The organism is Streptomyces sp. NBC_00258 (assembly GCF_036182465.1).
GTDB lineage: Bacteria > Actinomycetota > Actinomycetes > Streptomycetales > Streptomycetaceae > Streptomyces.
Genome location: NZ_CP108081.1, coordinates 9,173,311 through 9,197,386 on the forward strand (window position 1 = coordinate 9,173,311; position 24,076 = coordinate 9,197,386).

Genomic DNA, 24,076 nt, shown 5'->3' on the forward strand with positions numbered 1-24,076 from the left:
GATCGGGGGAAAGGGATCGAACGAGGAGCGATGCGTAATGAGCCAGACCGTGAGGACGCGCCCCGAGGGCAGTGACCGGGCCCTGAGCGAGGCGTACGACACGGCGCTGCTCGACCTGGACGGGGTGGTGTACGCGGGCGGGAACGCGATCGCGTACGCAGTCGACTCGCTCGGCACGGCCCGCGCGGGCGGTATGCGTCTCGCGTACGTGACGAACAACGCGCTGCGGACGCCCGACACGGTCGCCGCGCATCTCACGGAGCTGGGGATACCGACCAAGGAGTCGGACGTCATCACCTCGGCGCAGGCGGTGGCCCGGCTGATCAGCGAGCAGGTGCCCCAGGGGGCGCGGGTGCTGGTGATCGGCGGGGAGGGGCTGCGGGTCGCGCTGCGCGAGCGCGGGCTCGAACCGGTCGGGTCGGCCGAGGACGAGCCGGTGGCGGTCGTGCAGGGGTACGGCGGTCCCGATCTGCCGTGGGGCCGCTTCGCGGAGGCCTGCTACGCCATCGCGCGCGGAGTGCCGTGGTTCGCGTCCAACACCGATCTGACGATCCCCGGCGCGCGCGGGATCGCCCCGGGCAACGGCGCGGCCGTTGAGGTTGTACGGATCGCTACCGGTGCCGAGCCGCAGGTGGCGGGCAAGCCGTTGCCGCCGATGCACCGCGAGACGATCCTGCGGACCGGGGCGGAGCGGCCGCTGGTGGTGGGGGACCGGCTCGACACGGACATCGAGGGGGCGTTCAACGGCGAGGTGGACTCGCTGCTGGTGCTGACGGGTGTGACCGACGGGGCCCAGCTCCTCGCCGCGCCGCCGCAGCACCGGCCGACGTACGTCGACGCCGATCTGAGGGGGATGCTGACCGGGCAGCCGGAGGTCGTCGAGGCGGGCGAAGGGTTCCGCTGCGGGGGCTGGACGGCGACGGCCGGCACCGAGCGGCTGGAACTGGACGGTGAGGGCGAGGCGATGGACGGGCTGCGGGCGCTGTGTGCCGCCGCCTGGACGGCCGCCGGGGACGGGGCGTGCGACCTGGACGGGGGCAAGGCGCTGGCGCGGCTGGGGCTTTGAGCGCGGGCCCGGCGGAATCCCCGGGCCTCTCAGGCAGGCTCTTCGGCGGGGCCCGGAGCGCGGCCTCGAAAGGGGTGGTTGCGCAGGTCACCGCGTACGGGGATCGTGGCTCGCAGCGAGGGTAGGCTAACCTAACCGGGTGTTGGTCGACAGTCCCCCCGAACCGAGCGCGGAGACCGCCCCCGCGCCCCCAACCCGCCGGGCGATACGGGCCGCTGGGCTCTTCGTGTCCCTCGCCGTGCTGGTGCTCGTCGCCTTGGCGAGCGTCGCGATCGGCGCAAAAGAGCTGTCCCTGGAGCAGGTCTGGCACGGCCTGTTCGAGGACTCGGGGACGTACGGCGACGTCGTGGTGGGCGAGCGGTTGTCGCGTACGGTCCTCGGGCTGCTCGTCGGCGCCGCGCTCGGCCTCTCCGGCGCGGTCCTCCAGGCGCTCACCCGCAACCCGCTCGCCGACCCCGGGCTGCTCGGCATCAACGCCGGCGCGTCCGCCGCGGTCGTCACGGCCATCACCTTCTTCGGTGTCACCTCGCTGAGCGGCTATGTGTGGTTCGCCTTCGCGGGGGCCGCCGCCGTCGGGGCGCTCGTGTACTTCCTCGGCGGCAGCCGGGGTGCCACGCCGGTGCGGCTCGCGCTCGCCGGCACCGCGATCAGCGCCGCTCTCTACGGCTATCTGCAGGCCGTGATGATCACGGACGAGGCCGCGCTGGGCAAGATGCGTTTCTGGACGGTCGGTTCGCTGGCCTCGGCCACGAACACGACCATCGAGCAGGTGCTGCCGTTCCTCGTGATCGGCACGGTGCTCGCGCTGGCGCTCGCCCGGCCGCTGAACGCCATGGCCATGGGCGACGACACCGCCCGCGCGCTCGGGGCGCATCTGAACCGCACCCGTGGGCTGTCCATGGCCGCCGCGACCGTGCTGTGCGGGGCCGCGACCGCCGCGTGCGGGCCGATCGTCTTCGTCGGGCTGATGGTTCCGCACGTCGTGCGGTCCTTCACCGGGCCGGACCTGCGCTGGATCCTGCCGTACGCCACCGTGCTGTCGCCGGTGCTGCTGCTGGGCGCCGATGTGATCGGCCGGATGGTCGCCCGGCCCGCGGAGCTCCAGGTCGGCATCGTCACCGCGATCCTCGGCGGGCCGGTGTTCATCTTTCTCGTACGACGGCGGAGGACGGCGCAGCTGTGAAGCCCCCACGCAATCAGGCCGGGCGCGACCAGGCAGAACACGAACAGGCCGGGCGCGATCGGGCAGTGCTCGATCAGGCTGTGCTCGATCAGGCAGGTCCCGTCCGGGCCTTCCGTGCTCGGACCGTGCGTACCGGCGGTGGGCTTTCGGTCCGTGTCGACGTCCGCGGGTTCACGGTCGTCGTGCTGCTGCTGGTGGCCGCGCTCGCCGCGAGTGTCGTGCTCATCGGCACCGGCGACTTCCCGATACCGGCCGCCGACGTTCTCAGGACGCTGCTCGGCAACGGCGACGCGGGCCAGGAGTTCATCGTCAACGAGCTGCGCCTGCCGCGGGTCCTGGTCGGACTCCTGGTGGGGGCCTCGCTCGGGCTCGGCGGCGCGCTCTTCCAGACCATCTCCCGCAATCCGCTGGGCAGTCCGGACGTGCTGGGCCTCGGGCAGGGCTCGACGGCCGGTGCGCTCGTGATGATCGTGCTCTTCTCGGGGAGCGCCACCCAGGTCGCCGTCGGGGCGCTGGTCGGCGGCCTGGTGACCGGGCTCGCCATCTATGTGCTCGCCTGGAAGCGTGGTGTGCACGGATATCGGCTGGTTCTGGTCGGTATCGGTGTCTCCGCGATCGTCACGGCCGTCAACGGCTATCTGATCACCAAGGCCGACCTCGTCGACGCGGCCCGTGCCGTCGTCTGGATGACCGGTTCGCTCAACGGCCGTGACTGGGACCAGGTCTGGCCGCTGCTCGGCCTGTGTGCCGTCCTCGTACCGCTGGTCCTCGGCAGCGCGCGCGGACTGCGGATGCTGGAGATGGGCGACGACGTGGCGTACGCGCTCGGGGTGCGGGTCGAGCGGACGCGGCTGCTGCTGTTGGTGGCCGCCGTGCTGCTCACCGCGGCCGCCACCGCCGCCGCGGGCCCGGTCGCCTTCGTCGCGCTCACCGCGCCACAGCTCGCGCGGCGTCTCACCCGCTCGCCGGGCCCCAACCTGGTGCCCGCCATGTGCATGGGCGCCACCCTGCTGGTCGTCGCGGACTGGGCCTCGCAGCGGGCCTTCGGCGCCGACCAGCTGCCCGTCGGCGTCGTGACCGGAGTGCTCGGCGGTGTCTACCTGCTGTGGCTCCTGGTCACCGAGCGGAAGGCGGGCCGGATATGAAGGCCGACCGCACGACGAGTACGGCCGACGACGGGACGGCGCGTACGGCCGCCGCCGGAAAGCCGAGCAGGACGAGCAGGACGAGCAGGACGAGTACGGGCTCCGATGGCGGGCCGCACACGAACACCCGAAGGAGCACTGTGAACCGCCTGTCCGCCGAGAACGTGACCCTCGCCTACGACCAGCGCGTCATCGCCGAGCAGCTGTCGGTCGAGATACCGGACAACTCGTTCACGGTGATCGTCGGCCCGAACGCCTGCGGCAAGTCCACGCTGCTGCGCGCCCTGTCCCGCATGCTGAAGCCGAACCACGGCCGGGTGCTGCTCGACGGGCAGGTCATCCAGTCGATGCCCGCGAAGAAGGTGGCCAGGACGCTCGGGCTGCTGCCGCAGTCGTCGATCGCGCCCGACGGGATCACCGTCGGCGACCTCGTGGGGCGCGGGCGCTATCCGCACCAGGGGCTGCTGCGCCAGTGGTCGACCGAGGACGAGCGGATCGTGCGCGAGTCCATGACCTCGACCGGGGTCGCCGAACTGGCCGACCGCTATGTCGACGAACTCTCCGGAGGCCAGCGCCAGCGCGTGTGGATCGCCATGGCGCTCGCCCAGCAGACCCCGCTGCTGCTGCTCGACGAGCCGACCACCTTCCTCGACATCCAGCACCAGATCGACGTGCTCGACCTGTGCGCGGAACTCCACGAGGAGCAGGGCCGCACCCTGGTCGCCGTACTGCACGACCTCAACCACGCGGCCCGGTACGCCACCCATCTGATCGCGCTGCGCGAGGGCTCGGTGATCGCCGAGGGCGCCCCGGCCGACATCGTCACGGCCGGGCTGGTCGAGGAGGTCTTCGGGCTGCGCTGCCAGGTCATCGACGACCCGGAGACGGGTACGCCGCTGGTGGTGCCTGCGGCGCGGAAGGCACGTACGACCGCCGCCGCGCCTGCCGGTGTCGCGAAGAGCTAGTGCTCCCGAGGGATCGCCAAGGGCCGGCCGGGCAGGGCCGGAGGAGCTTTCAGAGGAGCTTTCTGAGCCGGAGCAGGTCGCGTAGGCCCGCTTCGAGCTTGACCCGGCCCGAGCCCCAGGCCTTCGCGAAGTTCAGCTCGCCGTCGACCATCGCGACCAGGTCGTCGCCGGTCATCGTGAGCCGGATCTCGGCCTTGTCGGGCGGAGGGCCCTGGAGCGTGTCGAGCACCTCGATCCGGCCGTCCTTGAGACGGCCTACGAAGGTGATGTCGAGGTCGGTGATACGGCAGCTCAGCGAGCGGTCCAACGCCGCCGCGCTGCGTACGTCGCCGTCCGCGCCCGCCATGTTGTCCGAGAGCTTCTCGAGTGCGCTGCGGCACTCCTCGATCGTGGCCATCGCGATCGACGGTACCGCAGCGCTTCGCGGTAGCGTCGGGTCATGAGCGACTCCATGACCGGCCCGGAGACGGGGGCCTTCGACACAGGACCCTTCGGCGCGGAGGCCCGGCTTCCGGTCGAGCCGGTGCCCGAGCCGGTGCCGGTGGCGTCCGCGGACCCCGAGGCCCTGGCCCGGCCCGAGCCCGAAGGCGAGCCCGACGCTCAGGCCGAGGCCGGGCCCGCCGCGGAACCCGAGGACGATCCCGCCGCCCCCGCTCCCCTCCACGTGCCGCGTACGCCCACGGGCCACGCCGAGACCGACGCCCAGCTCGACCGGTTGGCCGATGTGGACCACCTCGCCACGGACGGCCACGTGGAGGTGTACGAGGATGTGCACAGGGGGCTGCGCGACGCGCTCACCGCGCTCGACGCCCGCCCGGGACCTCCGGCGCCCCCCGCGCCGTACAGCAGCAACAGCAACAGGAGCTGAACCGAACGTGGCAGGAGTGGCACGACGCCGCCTCGACGCCGAACTGGTCCGACGTAAACTCGCCCGCTCGCGCGAGCACGCCGGACAGCTGATCGCCGCCGGGCGGGTCACCGTCGGCAAGACCCTCGCGACCAAATCCGCCACCCAGGTGGAGACGGCCGCCGCCATCCTGGTCACCCAGGACGACGACGATCCCGACTACGTCTCGCGCGGCGGCCACAAGCTCGCCGGGGCACTGGAGGCCTTCGTACCGCTCGGTCTGGCGGTCGAGGGGCGGCGGGCGCTGGACGCCGGCGCCTCGACCGGCGGGTTCACCGATGTACTGCTGCGCGCGGGCGTCGCCCACGTCGTCGCCGTGGACGTCGGATACGGCCAGTTGGCCTGGTCTCTTCAGAGTGATGAACGCGTCACCGTCAAGGACCGTACGAACGTACGCGAGTTGACGTTGGAGGCGATCGATGGGGAGCCGGTGGATCTTATTGTCGGTGACTTGTCCTTCATCCCACTCGGCCTGGTGCTGCCCGCCCTTGTGCGGTGCGCGGCGCCCGGAGCCGACCTGGTGATGATGGTCAAGCCGCAGTTCGAGGTGGGCAGGGAACGGCTCGGGAGCGGCGGAGTCGTCCGCAGCCCCGAGCTACGGGCGGACGCCGTGCGCGGTGTGGCCCGGCAGGCGGGGGAGCTGGGACTCGGGGTGAACGGCGTGACGGCGAGTCCGTTGCCCGGGCCCTCGGGGAATGTCGAGTACTTTCTGTGGCTGCGTGCCGGGGCACCCGCACTGGACCCGGCCGACGTTGACCGTGCAGTGGCGGAGGGGCCGCGTTGACACAGACCCGAGCTCGTACTGTTTTCCTGCTCGCCCACACCGGACGGCCCGCGGCCATCCGCAGTGCCGAGCTCGTCGTCCAGGGGCTGGTGCGTTCCGGACTCGGCGTACGGGTCCTGGAGGCGGAGGCGGCCGATCTGCCGCTCCCGTCGAGCGTGGAGCTCGTCAAGGAGGCGACACCGGAGTGCCTCGACGGGTGTGAACTGCTGATCGTCCTCGGCGGTGACGGGACACTGCTGCGCGGTGCCGAGTTCGCCCGTGCCTCCGGGGTGCCGATGCTCGGCGTCAACCTCGGGCGCGTCGGCTTCCTCGCGGAGGCCGAGCGCGACGACCTCGACAAGGTCGTCGACCGGGTGGTGACGAAGGCGTACGAGGTCGAGGAGCGCATGACCGTCGACGTCGTCGTGCACAGCAACGGCGATGTCGTCCACACGGACTGGGCGCTCAACGAGGCGGCCGTGCAGAAGGCGGGGGCCGAGAAGCTCCTGGAGGTCGTGCTGGAGATCGACGGACGGCCGGTGACCGGGTTCGGGTGCGACGGAATCGTCCTGTCGACGCCGACCGGGTCGACGGCGTACGCGTTCTCCGCGGGCGGTCCCGTGGTGTGGCCGGAGGTCGAGGCGCTGCTGATGGTGCCGATCAGCGCGCACGCCCTGTTCGCCAAGCCGCTGGTGACCTCGCCGAACTCGGTGCTGGCCGTGGAGGTCCTGCCGCACATCCCGCCAGGGGTGCTGTGGTGTGACGGCCGCCGCACGATCGAGCTGCCGCCCGGCGCGCGGGTGGAGGTCCGCCGTGGTGCGGTGCCGGTGCGGTTGGCGCGGCTGCACCACGCGTCGTTCACCGACCGGCTCGTCGCGAAGTTCGCGCTGCCGGTGGCGGGTTGGCGGGGCGCTCCTCACTGAGTGTTCCGCAGGGGGGCGGGGGATGTCGTTGGTTTGGTGCGGGCCGGTGGGGGCTGGTCGCGCAGTTCCCCGCGCCCCTTAAAAGCAGGGGCTACCGCCCCGTCTTTCAGGGGCGCGGGGGACGGGCAATTCGGTCAACCGCTCCAGGGCGTTTGTGGAGGGACTGGGGCGGCGTCGCGCCGGGTGGGGGAAACCTCGTATGGTCATGTCCGTGTTGGAGGAGATGCGGATACGGTCGCTCGGAGTCATCGACGACGCGGTCGTCGAGCTGTCACCCGGCTTCACCGCCGTGACCGGTGAGACCGGCGCGGGCAAGACGATGGTGGTCACCAGCCTGGGCCTGCTGCTGGGCGGGCGCGCCGACCCGGCCCTCGTGCGGATCGGGGCCAAGAACGCGGTCGTGGAAGGGCGGATCTCCGTACCCGACGGCGCCTCGGCCGTCGTACGGGCCGAGGAGGCCGGCGCCGAGCTCGACGACGGGGTGCTGCTCATCAGCCGCACCGTTTCCGCCGAGGGGCGCTCCCGCGCGCACCTGGGCGGGCGCAGCGTGCCGGTGGGGCTGCTCGCCGAGCTCGCCGACGACCTGGTGGCCGTGCACGGCCAGACCGACCAGCAGGGGCTGCTCAAGCTGTCCCGCCAGCGGCAGGCCCTCGACCGGTACGCGGGCGACGCCGTCACCGTGCCGCTCGCCAAGTACGCGGGCGCATACCGACGGCTGCGCGCCATCTCCACCGAGCTGGACGAGATCACCACGCGCGCACGGGAACGCGCCCAGGAAGCCGACATGCTGCGCTTCGGCCTCGACGAGGTCGCCGCGGTGGAGCCGCGCCCGGGCGAGGACGTGGAGCTCGCGGCCGAGGCCGAGCGGCTCGGACACGCGGAGGCCCTCGCGTCCGCCGCCACGGCCGCACACGCCGCCCTCGCGGGCAATCCCGAGGACCCGGAGGGCATCGACGCCACGACGCTCGTCGCGGGCGCACACCGGGCCCTGGAGGCCGTACGGTCCCACGACGCGGCGCTCGGCGCGCTGGCCGGCCGCATCGGGGAGATCGGGATCCTGCTGGGCGATGTGGCGGGGGAGCTGGCGGGGTACGCCGACGACCTCGACGCGGACCCGCTGCGGCTCGCGGCGGTCGAGGAGCGGCGCGCCGCGCTCACCGCGCTGACGCGCAAGTACGGCGAGGACGTCGGTGCCGTACTGACCTGGGCGGAACAAGGGGCCGCGCGGCTCCTGGAGTTGGACGGTGACGACGACCGGCTCGGCGAGCTGACGGCCGAGCGGGACGCGCTGCGGGCCGAACTGGGCGGGCTGGCGCAGGCGTTGACGGACGCCCGTACGGAGGCCGCCGAGCGCTTCGCCGCCGCCGTGACCGCCGAACTCGCCTCGCTCGCCATGCCGCACGCGCGCGTGTCGTTCGAGATCCGGCAGACGGAGGACCCGGAGGGCGTGGAGGTCGGCGGTCGTCCGGTCTCGTACGGGCCCGCCGGCGCCGACGAGGTCGAGCTGCTCCTTGCTCCGCATCCGGGGGCGCCGCCGCGGCCCATCGCCAAGGGGGCGTCCGGCGGTGAACTGTCACGCGTCATGCTCGCCGTCGAGGTCGTGTTCGCCGGTACTGATCCTGTGCCGACGTATCTCTTCGACGAGGTCGACGCTGGTGTGGGCGGCAAGGCGGCCGTCGAGATCGGGCGGCGGCTCGCAAAGCTCGCCAAGAGCGCACAGGTCGTCGTCGTCACCCACCTGCCCCAGGTGGCCGCCTTCGCCGACCGGCAGTTGCTGGTCGAGAAGACCAACGACGGGTCGGTCACGCGGTCCGGGGTGAAGGTCCTGGAGGGCGAGGAGCGGGTCCGGGAGCTGTCGCGGATGCTGGCCGGGCAGGAGGACTCGGAAACGGCCCGGGCGCATGCGGAGGAGTTGCTGGCGACGGCCCGGGGCGACAGGTAGCCGCCGCCCCGCTGCGGGGGCCGGGTGCCGCGCCGCACCGAGGCGCTTGCCCGCTCCGCGGGCCGAACTCCGCCCACGCGCGGCGGTTTTCCCGCCCACCCGCCAGTGTCGAGCCCTCCGCGCTCCCCTAATCCGGCCCGCTCCCCGAACCCCGCCCGTTCCGGGGGCGACCACCATCCACCTCTCACTCATGTGAGTGATCACCCGCACCCCGTCTCCGCCACCCACCCCCACCCCACCCCCTCGATGGTCCGCAACTTCCGCGAGCCCTGGCATCCTTAGAAGAGGAACCCGAGCGGTACACCCCCACCGCGCGTTCCTTCTGTACGTTTCTTCGTGACCGCCCGACGCCGAACCAGGAGCCCCGGCCACGTGATCCACGTGAGCAGCCACTCACCGCCCGGACAGCCGCCGCTGCGTACCGTCCAAGTGCTCGGCGGCGGCAGCGCGGGCAGCTGTGCCCATGTGCGGTCGCTGACTTCGGGGCTCGTCGCACGGGGCGTGCGGGTCACCGTGTGCGCCCCGGCCACCGCGGACCACACGTACGACTTCAGCGGCGTCGGGGCCGACCACGTGCACGTGCCGAGGCGGAACGACCCGGCCTCCGTGGCCGCGCTGCGGGCCGCCTGCGCGGACGCCGACCTGGTGCACGCGCACGGGCTGCACTCCGCGCTGCGGGCCGCGCTCGCGCTCAGCGGACGGCGCGTCCCGCTCGTCGTCACCCTGCACTCCCGCCCGTACGCCGAGGGCGCGCAGGGGCATCTGCTGCGCCTCCTTGAGCGGCGCGTGGCCAAGGCCGCGTCCGTGGTCCTCGGATCCTCGTCCGACCTCGTGGACCGGGCCCGCAGCAGGGGCGCACGGGACGCTCGGCTCGCCGCGGTCGCGCTGCCCGCCCCGCGCCGGCCCCTCTCCGAGAGCGAGGACGCCGACCGGCTGCGCCCCAAGGCGCGTGCCGAACTCGGCGCGACCGACCGCCCGTTGCTGATGGCCGTCGGCTCCCTCGACCGGCACCGGGGGTACGACACGCTGCTGGACGCCACGCGCGCGTGGCGGCGGCTCGATCCCGTACCACTGCTCGTGATCGCCGGGGAGGGGCCGCTGCGCGGTGAACTCCAGCGGCGCATCGTGAACGAAGGGCTGCCCGTGCGCCTCGTCGGCCCGCGTGACGACATCGGGGAGCTGCTCGCAGCCGCCGATCTCGCGCTGCTGCCCGGCAGCTGGGAATCGCGCTCCGTGCTCGCCCAGGAAGCCCTCCACGCGCGCGTGCCGCTCGTCGCGGCGGCCGCCGGAGGCATCCCCGAACTCGTCGGCGACGCGGCCGAACTCGTCCCGCACGGAGACTCCGAAGCGCTCGCCGAGGCCGTCGAGGCTCTTCTCGGCGACCCCGCCCGGCGTGAGCTCCTGAGGGACAAGGGCACACTCCAGGTGGCCACTTGGCCGACCGAGGACGAGACGGTGGCCCAAGTCCTCAGCGTGTACGACGAACTGACCAAGCCCTTGCCGCTGCCGTAGGCCCGGACGCGGGGCCTCGCGCTAGGGGACGAGCCTGCGGGCCCGCAGCGCCAGGCTCAGGGCCAGTACGGTCTGCGGGTCGTCGAGGTCCGTCCCGAGCAGCTCCCCGATCCTCGCGAGCCGGTTGTAGAGCGTCTGCCGGTTGAGGTGCAGTTCGCGCGCGGTCTCCGCCTTGCGGCCCGCGTGCGCCAGATACGTCTCCAGGGTGGGCAGCAGCGGAGGCTTCGAGCGGTTGTCGTGGTCGCGGAGGGGGCCGATGGCGCGGTCCACGAAGGCGGCCAGGTCCCGGTGGTCCCGCAGTCGCCACAGCAGCAGGTCGATGTCCAGTCGGCGGGCGTCGTACCAGGGACGGTCGGACAGTCCCTGGGCCGCCGTTGCCGTCTCGGCCGCGTGCCGCAGGCTCGCCGACGCGGCCGTCCAGCCGCCCGCCACGCCGACCACCACGACCGGCGGCTGCGCTCCCGGACGCTGCATGCCCGCCCGCTCCACACCGGCCCGCAGCGCCGCCGCGACCCGGTCCGCGACGGCCACCCGCTCGGACTCCGTGCGCAGGCCCAGCAACAGTGGTACGCGGCCCTCGACGGGGCGTACGCCCAGCAGGACCGGCACCCCCACCGAGGCCAGCTCCTCGGCGACCGCGCGCGCCAGGACGGCCCAACCTCCGCCCGGGGGCAGTCCGTCGGCGAGCCTCATCACCACCGGGAGGAGCGGCCCGGGACCGGGCTTGAAGCCGAGCACGCGGGCCTGCGCGGGCGCGTCCTCGGCGGCGATACGGCCCTCGGCGAGGTCGGTGAGGAAGTCGCCGCGGCCGCGCGCCGCCAGCTCCTCCTCCTGGCGGGCCTGCATCAGGACCACGGCGAGGATCCCCGCGGCCCGTTCCGCCGCGATGCGGTGCACCGGTGCGAGCGGGGCGTTGGGGGCGTTCACGGGCAGGAGGACGAGCCGGGCCCGGACCGATCCGGTGCCTGGACCGCCGCCGGGCACGTCCACGAGGACCGACCCCGCCGGCGGATCGTCCTGGTGCTGGCCGCGCAGCCCCTCCCACACCTGGAGCGGGTCGGCGTTGGCGGGTCCGGCCCCGGCGGCGTACAGGAGCTGTCCGTCCGGGGTCTCCAGGAAGACCGGGTTGCCGCTGAAGTCGGCAAGGATGCCGAGGACCTGGGGGATGCCGCCCCCGCCGAGCAGGGCCTGGGTGCAGCGCCGGTGCACCTCCTCGGCCTGCTGGAGCAGTGCGTAGTGGCCGTTGACGATCTCGGTGTGGACCTCCTCGGTGACCGTCACGAACGGCACCTCGCGGTGCAGTTGGACCAGCGGCAGACCGGCCGTACGGGCCGTTTCCACGAGGGCGGCGGGCAGCCGGGTGAAGCGCGGCCCCAGTTCCACGACGAGGGCCGCGATGCCGCGCTCGGCGAGGGTGCGGACGAAGGCGCGCTGGTCGGCGGGGCGGGTGCCGAGCCCGTACCCCGTGGTCAGGAGCAGTTCGCCGCCCTTCAGGAGCGACGCGATGTTCGGTACCTCGCCCGCGTGCACCCAGCGCACGGTGCGGCCCAGCCGGTCGGCGCCCGCGAGGATCTCCGGCAGGCCGCCGCGCAGCCCGGGCAGTTCCAGGGCCCGCTGCACGGTGATCCCGCCACCGTGCGTGTCCGGCGTGTCGATACGGCTGTCCATGACGCGGACGCTACCTCGTCCTCCACCTGCCGTGACGTGCCGGACAGGGCCTACGCGGGTGCGATGTTGTGGTTGAAGCGGAACACGTTGTCCGGGTCGTACCGGGCCTTCACCACGGCGAGCCTTCGGGTGTTCTCGGCGCCCAGGCCCGCCTCCACCCGGTCCTCGCCCTCGTCGCCGATGAAGTTGAGGTAGACCGCGCCGGTGCTCCACGGCCGGACGTCGGCGCGGACGTCCCGTACCCACTGGACGCAGCGCTCGTCGTCCGCGGGGTCCTCCCAGATGCCGAAGGGGTGCACGGCCCAGGGCGAGTCCCGGTACGGCACCGGGTACTCGCGGGGGCCGTCGGCGACCGCGCCGCCCAGCGGGAACAGCACGTGCTGGGTTCCGGTGGGCACCGGCATCGTGTCCGCGCGGCTACAGAAGACGTCCACGAGTTCGTCGGGCGCGCCCGTCAGGTACTCCGCCGACCAGTAGTTCCGCATCCCCGGCGGATCGTCGATCATGCACTGGAGATCCGCGTACGGGATCGCCGTGACCATCTCCACCTCGTGCGGCAGCGCCAGCAGGGGCTGGGCGGTCTTGCGCAGGTCGTCCTCGCTGCCCGCGTAGGTCACGAGGGCCCCGCACAGCAGCGTGCCGACCAGGTGCTGGGGGACGAACTCCTCGGGCGGTCCCGTCATGTAGATCACGCCGCCGGCCGCCTCCACGGGCCCGGTCTCCATGATCTCGCGGAAGACGCGGGCCACCTCCGGCCCGGACTCCGGGCGGTACAGCAGCATGGCCATCGCGAACTCGGGCAGCTCGTGGAGTCTCAGGGTCAGTGCGGTCGCGACGCCGAAGTTCCCGCCGCCGCCGTGCAGCGCCCAGAACAGCTCGGGGTTCTCCTCGGCGCTCGCGTGGACCGTCGAGCCGTCCGCGGTCACCAGGTCGACACCGAGCAGGTTGTCGATCGCGAGCCCGAACTTCCGCTCCAGCCAGCCGCTTCCGCCGCCCAGCACGAATCCGCCGACCCCGGTGGTCGAGGCGCGGCCTCCGGTGGTCGCCAGGTGGTACGGCTCGGTGGCGCGGTCCATGTGGCTCATCGTCGCGCCGCCCTCGACGCGTACCGCCGACGCTCCGGGATGGACCGTCACCTCGTGCATCCGGCGCAGGTCGACGACCAGACCGCCGTCGTTGAGGGCCATGCCCGCCACGCTGTGGCCGCCGCCGCGGACCGCGATCTTCAGATCCAGGTCCCGGGCGAACCGCACCGACCGGCCGACGTCGGCCTCGTTCGCGCACTGCGCGATCACCGCCGGCCGCCGGTCGATCATCGCGTTGAAGACCGCCCGGGCCTCGTCGTACCCCGGATCCTCGGGGGTGATCACGTCACCGGCGAGATCCTCGCGGAGTGCGGCGAGCGCCGCGCCCGCCTTCGAGAGGGAAGCCATGGCCGCCCCCCTTCCAGAGCAGGGGCATGTAGGTGCTTCAAGCCTAGGCGGGCCGGGCCCATCGGTCGCGCCGAGCCCGTGGGCCGGGGGTCGTGCGGCCGCCCTGGGGCAGCCGCACGGACCTCGTGACGGCCCTCGGGTCAGCCTCCGTACGCCCCGGAGGCCGTCAGCCGCAGTGCCGTGTCGATCAGCGGCACGTGGCTGAACGCCTGCGGGAAGTTGCCGACCTGGCGCTGCAGATGCGGGTCCCACTCCTCCGCGAGGAGACCGAGGTCGTTGCGCAGGGCCAGCAGCTTCTCGAAGAGCTTGCGGGCCTCGTCCACGCGGCCGATCATCGCGAGGTCGTCCGCCATCCAGAACGAGCAGGCCAGGAACGCGCCCTCGTCGCCCGCCAGGCCGTCCACGCCCGCGTCCTCACCGGAGGTCGGGTAGCGCAGGATGAAGCCGTCCGACGTGGACAGTTCGCGCTGGATGGCCTCGATGGTGCCGATCACGCGCTTGTCGTCCGGCGGCAGGAAGCCCATCTGCGGGATCAGCAGCAGGGAGGCGTCCAGTTCCTTCGAGCCGTACGACTGCGTGAAGGTGTTGCGCTCCTTGTCGTAACCCTTCTCACACACGTCCCGGTGGATGTCGTCGCGCAGCTCGCGCCACTTCTCCAGCGGGCCGTCCGCGTCACCGGACTCGATGAGCTTGATCGTCCGGTCGACGGCGACCCAGGCCATCACCTTCGAGTGCACGAAGTGGCGGCGCGGGCCGCGCACCTCCCAGATGCCCTCGTCCGGCTCGTCCCAGTGGTCCTCCAGGTAGCGGATCAGCTTGAGCTGGAGGAGCGAGGCGTAGTCGTTGCGGGCCAGACCCGTCATGTGGGCCAGGTGCAGGGCCTCCGTCACCTCGCCGTACACGTCCAGCTGGAGCTGGTGCGCGGCGCCGTTCCCGACGCGGACGGGACCCGAGTTCTCGTACCCGGGAAGCCAGTCGAGCTCCGCCTCGCCCAACTCCCGCTCGCCCGCGATGCCGTACATGATCTGCAGGTTCTCCGGGTCGCCGGCGACCGCGCGCAGCAGCCACTCGCGCCAGGCGCGCGCTTCCTCGCGATAGCCCGTGCGCAGCAACGAGGACAGGGTGATCGCCGCGTCACGCAGCCACGTGTAGCGGTAGTCCCAGTTGCGGACACCGCCGATCTCCTCCGGCAGGGAGGTGGTGGGCGCGGCGACGATGCCGCCCGTCGGCCCGTACGTCAGCGCCTTCAGCGTGATCAGCGAGCGGACCACTGCCTCGCGGTACGGCCCGTGGTACGTGCACTGCTCCACCCACTCGCGCCAGAACTCCTCGGTGGCCTCCAGGGACTGCTCAGGCTCCGGCAGCGCGGGCGGCTGCTTGTGCGAGGGCTCCCAGGAGATCGTGAACGCGATCCGGTCACCCGGCGCGACCGTGAAGTCCGAGTACGTCGTCAGCGCCTTGCCGTAGGTCTCGCACTCCGTGTCGAACCACACGGAGTCGGGCCCGGCGACAGCCACCGTCCGCCCCTCGTGCTTGTGCACCCAGGGCACCACACGTCCGTACGAGAAACGCATCCGCAGCGCGGAGCGCATCGGGACGCGTCCAGTGACGCCCTCGACGATCCGGATCAGCTGCGGCGCGCCGTCACGCGGAGGCATGAAATCCGTCACTCGGACCGTGCCGCGTGACGTGTCCCACTCGGATTCGAGGATCAGCGAGTCGCCGCGATAGCGACGGCGGACCGCGGTCGGCGGTTCGGCGTCGGCCGCGTGCGCCGGACCGAGCCGCCAGAATCCGTGTTCCTCCGTGCCGAGAAGTCCTGCGAAGACGGCGTGGGAGTCGAAGCGGGGGAGGCACAGCCAGTCCACCGTGCCGTCTCTGCAGACCAGCGCAGCTGTCTGCATGTCTCCGATTAGTGCGTAGTCTTCGATGCGCCCGGCCACGTGCAACTCCAGTCGAACGGCCACGTCGCCCCCCGAGGGGCGGTCGCTCTTTGCGGTCAAGGGAACGTATGTAAATCGTCGTCGCGCGACGTCAATTGTCGTGGTGATGTCGTAGCGAAACGAACTGACGAGCTCTCGAAGTTCCGGGCGACGGGCGTGGGTGGTGCCGTTTGCCGGCCTGACTCGGCAGCGATCGTCCGAGCAGGATACGACGCACGATGATGATCCGCGCGCCGCTCCCGACAACCCGTCTGAGCCGAACGAGTGAGCACGTGTGTGGTCCGTGTCGACCCGTGTGCAGAGCGTGGCCGGAAGCGGCCTCGCCCTGTCGCTGATACCCTGGTAGCCCGTGGACCGGTGGGCGCCCCGGCAGGAAAAGGGACCCCCGAACCGCAGCGACGGCACCTCCGGAAACCTCCGGGTCGGGCAGCCGTACCGCACCAGACACCGCGACCACGGGAGCCCCCTCTTGGCCATGCCGCCCGCTGCTTTCCGAAGCAGCACAGCCACGACGACCAAGCACATCTTCGTCACCGGGGGTGTCGCCTCCTCCCTCGGCAAGGGTCTGACCGCCTCCAGCCTGGGCGCGCTGCTCAAGGCGCGGGGTCTGCGGGTCACCATGCAGAAGCTCGACCCGTATCTGAACGTCGACCCGGGCACCATGAACCCGTTCCAGCACGGTGAGGTGTTCGTCACCAACGACGGCGCCGAGACCGACCTGGACATCGGCCACTACGAGCGCTTCCTCGACGTCGACCTGGACGGCTCCGCCAACGTCACCACCGGGCAGGTCTACTCGACGGTCATCGCCAAGGAGCGGCGCGGCGAGTACCTCGGCGACACCGTGCAGGTCATCCCGCACATCACCAACGAGATCAAGCACCGCATCCGGCGCATGGCCACCGACGACGTCGACGTCGTCATCACGGAGGTCGGCGGCACGGTCGGCGACATCGAGTCGCAGCCGTTCCTGGAGACCGTCCGTCAGGTCCGTCACGAGGTCGGTCGCGACAATGTGTTCGTCGTCCACATCTCGCTCCTTCCGTACATCGGCCCCTCCGGGGAGCTGAAGACGAAGCCGACCCAGCATTCGGTTGCGGCTCTGCGCAGCATCGGTATCCAGCCAGACGCGATCGTGCTGCGGGCCGACCGCGAGGTACCCACCGCGATCAAGCGCAAGATCTCGCTGATGTGCGACGTCGACGAGGCGGCCGTGGTCGCGGCCATCGACGCCAAGTCCATCTACGACATCCCGAAGGTCCTGCACACCGAGGGCCTCGACGCCTACGTCGTCCGCAAGCTGGACCTCCCGTTCCGTGACGTGGACTGGACGACCTGGGACGACCTGCTGGACCGCGTCCACCGCCCGGTCCACGAGATCAACATGGCGCTCGTCGGCAAGTACATCGACCTGCCCGACGCCTATCTTTCGGTCACCGAGGCCCTGCGCGCGGGCGGTTTCGCCAACAAGGCCCGCGTGAAGATCAAGTGGGTCACCTCGGACGACTGCAAGACCCCGGCGGGCGCTGCGAAGCAGCTCGGCGACGTGGACGCGATCTGCATCCCCGGCGGCTTCGGCGACCGCGGCGTGTCCGGCAAGGTCGGCGCCATCCAGTACGCCCGCGAGAACAAGATCCCGCTGCTCGGTCTCTGCCTGGGCCTGCAGTGCATCGTGATCGAGGCCGCGCGCAACCTCGCCGACATCCCGGACGCCAACTCCACCGAGTTCGACTCCGCCACCGGCCACCCGGTCATCTCCACCATGGCCGAGCAGCTCGACATCGTCGCGGGTGACGGCGACATGGGCGGCACGATGCGCCTGGGCATGTACCCCGCCAAGCTCGCCGAGGGCTCGATCGTGCGCGAGGTGTACGACGGCAAGGAGTACGTCGAGGAGCGTCACCGTCACCGCTACGAGGTGAACAACTCCTACCGTGCCGAGCTGGAGAAGAAGGCCGGCCTGCAGTTCTCCGGGACGTCCCCGGACGGCAAGCTCGTGGAGTACGTGGAGTACCCGCGGGACGTCCACCCTTACTTGGTCGCGACGCAGGCACACCCCGAGCTGCGCTCGCGTCCGACCCGGCCGCACCCGCTCTTCGCGGGCCTGGTCAAGGCCGCTGTGGAGCGCAAGACGGCCAAGTAGTACGAGGGTTGTACGGTTGCCGGGGTGCGCGTCTTTTGAGGCGCGTGCCCCGGTTTCTTTATCGCTTTTGTCGGGCGTATTCACGTAGGGCGCAGATTCGTGCGTGTGGGAGGACAAGTCGACATGACCATCAAGGACACCGCCGAGGAGTGGGAGGTCAGGGCGACCGAGACCCCGTTCGTGGGCAACAAGACCTCCGTGCGCACCGACGACGTGGTCATGCCCGACGGATCGGCCGTCCGCCGCGACTACCAGGTCCACCCGGGTTCGGTCGCCGTCCTCGCCCTCGACGACCAGGACCGCGTCCTGGTCATCCGCCAGTACCGGCACCCCGTACGCCACAAGCTCTGGGAGATCCCGGCCGGTCTGCTCGACATCCCCGGCGAGAACCCGCTGCACGCCGCCCAGCGCGAGCTGTACGAAGAGGCACACGTCAAGGCCGAGGACTGGCGCGTGCTCACCGACGTGTTCACCACGCCCGGCGGTTGCGACGAGGCCGTGCGCATCTTCCTCGCCCGCGATCTCGCCGAGGCCGAGGGGCAGCGCTTCGAGGTCGAGGACGAGGAGGCCGACATGGAGCTTTCCCGTGTCCCGGTCGACGAACTCGTACGGGGCGTCCTCGCCGGGGAGCTGCACAACAACTGCCTGGTCGTGGGCGTGCTTTCGCTGATCGCGGCGCGGAACGGCGACGGCCTGGACGCCCTGCGCCCGGCCGAGGCGCCGTGGCCGGCGCGCCCCTTCGAGGCGTGATCCACTCCGGCACACGCTCCGGAAGCCGCTCCTGAACCCACTGCTGAGCCCGTCCCTGAATCCACTCGGGCCCACGCGTTCGACCCGCCGGTGTGACGATCGCCTGATCCGATCGGGGGATGTGCCCGCCGCGCTCCGCACAGATCGTCGCAGAGCGTGAACTAGGCTCTGGAAACGCCCCGACCGGAGTCCCGGCGGGCTTGCGCGTGCAGTGGGACGGGAGTGTGGCCCGTGACGGATCAGGCGGTGGACGCCGGCGACACGGCGGTGTCGGAGGAAGAGCAGTGCCCGGCTGCCGAGCCTTCCCCCACGGAGAGTCAGTTCCTCGGCCGCACAAGAGAGTTGAAGGAACTGCGGGCCGACATCGAGCGGGCCGGTCTGGACACACTCGCGGGCCGGAAAGCGCCACGCGCGCGCGTGCTGCTCATCGCGGGCAAGCCCGGATCGGGCAGGACCGCGCTCGCCGAGGAACTCGTACGGCAGGTCGCGGACAGTTACCCGGACGGCGTCCTGAGGGCCCGGCTCACCGAGCCCGACGGCACGCCTGTGGCGACCGAACGAACCGCCCGTGACCTGCTCACCGCTCTCGAACTGACCGCCCCGGCAGGGGCAGACGAGGACGAGCTCTCCGAGCGGCTGCGCGAGGGGCTCGCCACTCGCCGTGTACTGCTCCTGCTCGACGATGCGGCGGACGCCGAGCAGGTCGACGTGCTCCTCCCGGAGACTCCCGACTGTCTTGTCGTGGCCGTCTCCGGCGGACCCCTGACCGGGATCTCCGACGTCCGGCCCTGCACCCTCGGCGGCCTCGACACCAAGTCCGCCCTCGAACTTCTCGACCGGTACACCGGCTCGGTACGCATCACCGTCGACCCGCTGGCGGCCGAAGGACTCGTGCAGATCTGCGCGTCCCAGCCCGCCGCGCTCGTCCTCGCCGGCGCCTGGCTGGCCCACCGGCCCAAGGCGGCCGTGGCCGACCTGGCCAAGCAACTGCGCACCGAGGGTGACGAAGGCCGTCTGCTCGACGTTCTCGAACGCGTCTTCCGTCTCTCGTACGCGGCCCTGCCCTCGGCCGCCGCGCGGATACTGCGACTGCTCTCGCTCGCCCCCGCGGGCCTCGTGGACCCGCACACCGCGTCCGCGCTGGCCGGCTGTTCGGTCGGCGCCGCCCGCACGACTCTGGACGACTTCACCAAGCTCGGCCTCGTCCGGTCCGTCGAGTCGCCCCTGCCGCAGTACGAGGTGCCCGGCTGTCTGCTGCCGCTGCTGCGCTCGCTCACCGAGACCCAGGACCGCCCGGCCGAACTCCAGCTGGCGCGCGCCCGGATGCTGGAGCGGACCGTACGGCTGCTGGTGTCCTGCCGCGCGATCACCGAGACCGACAGCTCGCCGGCCCGCGAGAAACTCGCCGGAATGCCCCGCGCGCTGCGGTTCCCGAACCCCCGCGCGGCCGCCGACTGGCTGCGCATCCGACAGCCCGCGCTGCTCGCCGCGGCCCGGCTCGCGGTCGCCGACGGGGAGCTGGACACGCTGGCCCGCCGACTCATGGCCGCCCTGGTCAGAGCGATGGTCGCGCACTTCGGTACGCAGGCCGCGGCGCCCCAGCTGTACGGCATCCACCGGCTCGTCCTGGACGTGGCCGAGCGCCGGGACCTGCCCCGCGAGAAGGCCGCCGCGCTGCTGAACCTCGCCGACCTGGACGCCCAGACCGGCCGTACGAGGAATGCGCTGGCCCGCTACCGGGCCGCTCTGGACGCCGGGCGCGAGGCGAACGACACGTATGCGACCGGCCGCGCGATGGAATCCGTAGGCGGCGCGCACCAGGAGCTCGGGGACCACGACCGGGCCGCCGACTGGTACGGGCGCGCCCTCGCCCAGCGGCTCGCGCGCGACGAGCGCGAGGACGTGGCCCGGCTGCACGGACGCATCGCCACCGCGCACACCTACGCGGGCCGCTACGGCGAGGCGCTGCGCAACTGGCGCTCGGCGATCACCGGGTACCGCAGGAACGGTGATGTGGCCGGTCAGGCAAGGGCGTTGAGCGAGATGGCGCGGGTTCAGGAGTACGCGGGCCGGCCCGAGGAATCACTCGCCACCTGCCAGGAGGCGGTCGAGTGGGCGCGCCGCGCCGAGGACGTCCGGCTACAGGCCGCGCTGCACCTCCGGCTCGCCGACACGCTGGACCGGCTGGGGGACCCCACGGCCGCCGGGCTGCACCGCGGCGCGGCCGAGCGCATGCTGGGTGACGAGCTCCCAGAGGACGCGTCAGCCAGGGAACACGACGCTAACGCCTGCGAAATCCGTAGTACATCCGAAGAAGATTGATGCATTGAAAGGCTAGACAGAGGGAATCCCTTCATTAGACTGGCTCCACCGCGTCTTTTCGTGGTGTCTCCCGGTGTGCTCCCGTGCGTGCCAGTATGTCGGGCCATGTCCTGGCATGCGTGACCCCAGACCCCTTCTGAGCCAAGGACCGTGATCGACGTGAAGGTCGGCATCCCCCGCGAGGTCAAGAACAACGAGTTCCGGGTGGCCATCACCCCCGCCGGCGTGCACGAGCTGGTGCGCCACGGTCACCAGGTCCTCATCGAGCAGAACGCCGGAGTCGGCTCGTCGATCCCGGACGAGGAGTACGTCGCGGCCGGTGCGCGGATCGTCGCCACCGCCGACGAGGTCTGGGCCACCGCCGACCTGCTGCTCAAGGTCAAGGAGCCCATCGCCGAGGAGTACCACCGCCTCCGCAAGGACCAGACGCTCTTCACCTACCTGCACCTGGCCGCCTCCAAGGAGTGCACGGACGCGCTCGTCGAGTCCGGCACCACGGCGATCGCCTACGAGACGGTCGAGCTGCCCAGCCGCGCGCTCCCGCTCCTCGCCCCGATGTCCGAGGTCGCGGGCCGCCTCGCCCCGCAGGTCGGCGCGTACCACCTGATGCGCTCGGTCGGCGGGCGCGGTGTGCTCCCCGGTGGCGTCCCCGGCACGCAGCCCGCGCGGGCCGTCGTCATCGGCGGGGGTGTCTCCGGCTGGAACGCCACGCAGATCGCCGTCGGCATGGGGTTCCACGTCACGCTGCTCGACCGCGACATCAACAAGCTCCGCGAGGCCGACAAGGTCTTCGGCACCAAGGTCCGGGCGATCATGTCCAACTCCTTCGAGCTGGAGAAGGCCGTTCTGGAGGCCGACCTCGTCATCGGTGCCGTGCTCATCCCGGGTGCCAAGGCGCCGAAGCTGGTCACCAACGAGCTCGTGTCGCGAATGAAGCCCGGAAGTGTTCTTGTCGACATCGCCATCGACCAGGGCGGCTGCTTCGAGGACTCGCGTCCGACGACTCACGCGGAGCCGACCTTCCCGGTCCACGGCTCGGTCTTCTACTGCGTCGCCAACATGCCGGGCGCGGTGCCCAACACGTCGACATATGCCCTGACGAACGCCACGCTGCCTTACATCGTGGAGTTGGCGAACCGTGGCTGGGTCGAGTCGCTGCGCCGCGACCCGGCTCTCGCCAAGGGCCTCAACACGCATGACGGCAAGGTCGTTTACCGCGAGGTCGCGGAGGCGCACGGGCTGGAGCACGTCGAGCTGGAGACCCTGCTCGGCTGACGATACGACTGATCTGTCCCGACCCGTCGGGTGATCTCTCCACCGATAAAAGGCGATACGTCAACACAGGTCGTCAACATCGCGCTTACGGCCGGACCTTGTCCCACAAGGTCCGGCCGGATGTGTGTCGAGTCACTTTGCGAGACTCGTTCAACTCGCCTCGAACGTAACCCTTGAACCGTTTCGCACACCCGTGAAACCTGCCGTGCGACGCCCTTACGCCCTTGACAGAGGGGTGTTCCGTTGCCGACACATCGGGCCGGGTCCGGCGGATTGTGTTGCTGCGGACCGGTGACACGCCATAGAGTCGCCAACCGTCGGCATGGTGCCACGCTGACCTATCTAGAAGTTTCCTGGTCACCAAGGAGGTAAGACGACTTGTGAATGAGTCGACATTTACTCCCGGGGGTGGTCAACCAGGAATGCCTGCGCAGGGCTCAAGGCCCACGGGGCTCGAGGCTGTCGGCTCCGTTGCTGTGCGCACCTTCGCAGCCCACCAGAGTCTCCACCCCTCGCGGACGACTCAGCCCGCACACCAGAGCATGGATGGCCATCACGTGAACGCCATGGCCGGCAACGGAAGTGGCGAGAACCGCACCCACTTCGCCGACTACGACGACCTGCCCGAGGGGCACTTCTACGACCCCGACGCCGAGTACGAGCCAGATCCGGAGTACGCGGCCACGCTCGCGCCCGACGCGGCGCGCCAGCGCCGTGAGCGCATCGGCCCGACCGGACGCCCGCTGCCGTACTTCCCGATCCCGGGCCCGCTGACCGATCACGGACCCGCGAAGATCATCGCGATGTGCAACCAGAAGGGCGGCGTCGGCAAGACGACGTCGACCATCAACCTGGGCGCGGCGCTCGCGGAGTACGGACGCCGGGTCCTGCTCGTCGACTTCGACCCGCAGGGCGCGCTGTCCGTGGGCCTCGGCGTCAACCCGATGGAGCTCGACCTCACGGTCTACAACCTGCTCATGGAGCGGGGCATGGCGGCCGACGAGGTGCTCCTGAAGACAGCGGTCCCGAACATGGACCTGCTGCCCAGCAACATCGACCTGTCGGCCGCCGAGGTCCAGCTGGTGTCCGAGGTCGCGCGCGAGTCCACACTGCAGCGGGCCCTGAAGCCGCTGATGGCCGACTACGACTACATCGTGATCGACTGTCAGCCTTCGCTCGGTCTGCTGACCGTCAACGCCCTGACGGCGGCCCACAAGGTGATCGTGCCGCTCGAGTGCGAGTTCTTCGCCCTCCGTGGTGTCGCGCTGCTCACCGAGACCATCGAGAAGGTCCAGGAGCGGCTCAACCCCGAGCTGGAGCTCGACGGCATCCTCGCCACGATGTACGACTCGCGGACCGTGCACAGCCGTGAGGTGCTCGCGCGCGTGGTCGAGGCGTTCGACGATCACGTCTACCACACGGTGATCGGCCGGACCGTCCGCTTCCCGGAGACCACGGTCGCCGGTGAGCCGATCACGACGTACGCCTCCAACTCCGTCGGTGCCGCCGCCTATCGCCAGCTCGCCAGGGAGGTGCTCGCCCGGTGTCACGCCGAGTGAGTCTGCCGGGGGCCGACGAACTGTTCCGTACGACCGGGGGAATGGCGCTCCAGGCGTCCAGTCCCAGGCGCCAGGCAAACGGCGAGGCCCGGGTACCGGCTCCGGCCGGCGAGAGCGACGCCACTGCCGCCGGGGAGGACGCCCCACAGTCGGTACCCGTGCGGGGCGGTGACGGCGAGGGCGACGAACATGTCGCCGCCGACGCCGAGTCCTCCGACGGGGAGTCCCGCAGTAGGGGCGCCGCCGGGGATCGTTCCGGGCGGCGTCAGGGCGTGCAGGAAGGTTCTGCCGGGCCCTCCGCGGGTGCGCAGCCGCGCAAGCGCGGGCGTGGATCCGGGAGGCGTCCCAGCGGGCGTGAGCGGCACGACGAGAAGATCACGGTGTACGTGTCCGCCGAGGAGCTCATGGACCTCGAGCACGCCCGGCTGGTGCTCCGTGGGGAGCACGGGCTGGCCGTCGATCGTGGGCGGATCGTGCGGGAGGCTGTCGCCGTGGTGCTCGCGGATCTCGAATCCCGTGGGGACGCGAGCATCCTCGTACGACGGTTGCGCGGGCGGTAGCGGTAGCCTGCGACGGC

Annotated in this window: 19 protein-coding genes; 15 read left to right on the forward strand and 4 right to left on the reverse strand. The window is 71.4% G+C overall.

Annotated elements, in window-relative coordinates:
• Positions 1-37: 37 nt before the first annotated feature.
• From OG718_RS40885 to OG718_RS40900, 4 genes are all read left to right on the forward strand, one after another.
• Entirely contained in the window at positions 38-1,066 is a 1,029-nt protein-coding gene (locus OG718_RS40885; protein WP_143635999.1) for an HAD hydrolase-like protein, read from the forward strand.
• A gap of 139 nt (positions 1,067-1,205) precedes the next feature.
• Positions 1,206-2,249 (forward strand): FecCD family ABC transporter permease, encoded by a 1,044-nt coding sequence (locus OG718_RS40890; protein ID WP_328846563.1) that lies wholly within the window; start codon positions 1,206-1,208, stop codon positions 2,247-2,249.
• A gap of 80 nt (positions 2,250-2,329) precedes the next feature.
• Positions 2,330-3,394: a FecCD family ABC transporter permease gene (locus OG718_RS40895; RefSeq protein WP_306940718.1), complete on the forward strand. Its 1,065-nt coding sequence runs from the start codon at positions 2,330-2,332 to the stop codon at positions 3,392-3,394.
• Entirely contained in the window at positions 3,391-4,359 is a 969-nt protein-coding gene (locus OG718_RS40900; protein ID WP_443055230.1) for an ABC transporter ATP-binding protein, read from the forward strand. Before OG718_RS40895 ends, OG718_RS40900 begins: the two co-directional genes overlap by 4 nt.
• Before the next feature lie 49 nt (positions 4,360-4,408).
• Here OG718_RS40900 and OG718_RS40905 read toward each other — a convergent pair whose 3' ends face one another.
• A complete protein-coding gene (locus OG718_RS40905) occupies positions 4,409-4,756 on the reverse strand; it encodes an SCP2 sterol-binding domain-containing protein (RefSeq protein WP_328846564.1) in 348 nt (115 codons plus the stop codon).
• Positions 4,757-4,894: 138 nt separating this feature from the next.
• On the opposite strand from OG718_RS40905, the gene OG718_RS40910 reads away from it, so the two are divergent.
• From OG718_RS40910 to OG718_RS40930, 5 genes are all read left to right on the forward strand, one after another.
• Positions 4,895-5,227, forward strand: a complete 333-nt coding sequence (locus OG718_RS40910; RefSeq protein WP_443055372.1) for a hypothetical protein — start codon at positions 4,895-4,897, stop codon at positions 5,225-5,227.
• A 7-nt stretch (positions 5,228-5,234) separates the two neighbouring features.
• Positions 5,235-6,050 carry a TlyA family RNA methyltransferase gene (locus OG718_RS40915; protein ID WP_143635989.1) on the forward strand — a complete coding sequence of 272 codons (816 nt, stop codon included), beginning with the start codon at positions 5,235-5,237 and terminating at the stop codon, positions 6,048-6,050.
• Complete coding sequence (locus OG718_RS40920) at positions 6,047-6,952, forward strand: NAD kinase (RefSeq protein WP_143635987.1); 906 nt, start codon at positions 6,047-6,049, stop codon at positions 6,950-6,952. Before OG718_RS40915 ends, OG718_RS40920 begins: the two co-directional genes overlap by 4 nt.
• A 199-nt stretch (positions 6,953-7,151) precedes the next feature.
• Complete coding sequence (gene recN, locus OG718_RS40925; RefSeq protein WP_186001123.1) at positions 7,152-8,894, forward strand: DNA repair protein RecN; 1,743 nt, start codon at positions 7,152-7,154, stop codon at positions 8,892-8,894.
• Positions 8,895-9,266: 372 nt separating this feature from the next.
• Positions 9,267-10,406 carry a glycosyltransferase family 4 protein gene (locus OG718_RS40930; protein WP_143635985.1) on the forward strand — a complete coding sequence of 380 codons (1,140 nt, stop codon included), beginning with the start codon at positions 9,267-9,269 and terminating at the stop codon, positions 10,404-10,406.
• Positions 10,407-10,427: 21 nt separating this feature from the next.
• On the opposite strand, the gene OG718_RS40935 is transcribed toward OG718_RS40930, so the two are convergent.
• The 3 genes from OG718_RS40935 to OG718_RS40945 form a co-directional block, all read right to left on the reverse strand.
• Complete coding sequence (locus OG718_RS40935) at positions 10,428-12,074, reverse strand: PucR family transcriptional regulator (protein WP_306940721.1); 1,647 nt, start codon at positions 12,072-12,074, stop codon at positions 10,428-10,430.
• Between the two features lie 50 nt (positions 12,075-12,124).
• The gene (locus OG718_RS40940; RefSeq protein ID WP_328846565.1) at positions 12,125-13,507 is read right to left on the reverse strand and encodes an FAD-binding oxidoreductase; all 1,383 of its coding nucleotides are present in this window, start codon (positions 13,505-13,507) and stop codon (positions 12,125-12,127) included.
• Positions 13,508-13,647: 140 nt separating this feature from the next.
• Positions 13,648-15,450, reverse strand: a complete 1,803-nt coding sequence (locus OG718_RS40945) for a glycoside hydrolase family 15 protein (protein ID WP_186001127.1) — start codon at positions 15,448-15,450, stop codon at positions 13,648-13,650.
• 475 nt (positions 15,451-15,925) lie between these two features.
• Here OG718_RS40945 and OG718_RS40950 point away from each other — a divergent pair, with 475 nt between their 5' ends.
• The 6 genes from OG718_RS40950 (at position 15,926) to OG718_RS40975 (ending at position 24,059) form a co-directional block, all read left to right on the forward strand.
• Positions 15,926-17,593 (forward strand): CTP synthase, encoded by a 1,668-nt coding sequence (locus tag OG718_RS40950; RefSeq protein ID WP_055613782.1) that lies wholly within the window; start codon positions 15,926-15,928, stop codon positions 17,591-17,593.
• Positions 17,594-17,716: 123 nt separating this feature from the next.
• Positions 17,717-18,343 carry an NUDIX domain-containing protein gene (locus OG718_RS40955; protein WP_306940724.1) on the forward strand — a complete coding sequence of 209 codons (627 nt, stop codon included), beginning with the start codon at positions 17,717-17,719 and terminating at the stop codon, positions 18,341-18,343.
• Positions 18,344-18,574: 231 nt separating this feature from the next.
• On the forward strand, positions 18,575-20,665 hold the full coding sequence (locus tag OG718_RS40960; RefSeq protein ID WP_328846566.1) for a tetratricopeptide repeat protein: 2,091 nt from the start codon (positions 18,575-18,577) through the stop codon (positions 20,663-20,665).
• Between the two features lie 159 nt (positions 20,666-20,824).
• A complete protein-coding gene (ald, locus tag OG718_RS40965; protein ID WP_143636089.1) occupies positions 20,825-21,940 on the forward strand; it encodes an alanine dehydrogenase in 1,116 nt (371 codons plus the stop codon).
• Positions 21,941-22,362: 422 nt separating this feature from the next.
• Positions 22,363-23,499 (forward strand): ParA family protein, encoded by a 1,137-nt coding sequence (locus OG718_RS40970; protein ID WP_143635976.1) that lies wholly within the window; start codon positions 22,363-22,365, stop codon positions 23,497-23,499.
• On the forward strand, positions 23,484-24,059 hold the full coding sequence (locus OG718_RS40975) for a hypothetical protein (RefSeq protein ID WP_143635974.1): 576 nt from the start codon (positions 23,484-23,486) through the stop codon (positions 24,057-24,059). Before OG718_RS40970 ends, OG718_RS40975 begins: the two co-directional genes overlap by 16 nt.
• Positions 24,060-24,076 lie beyond the last annotated feature (17 nt).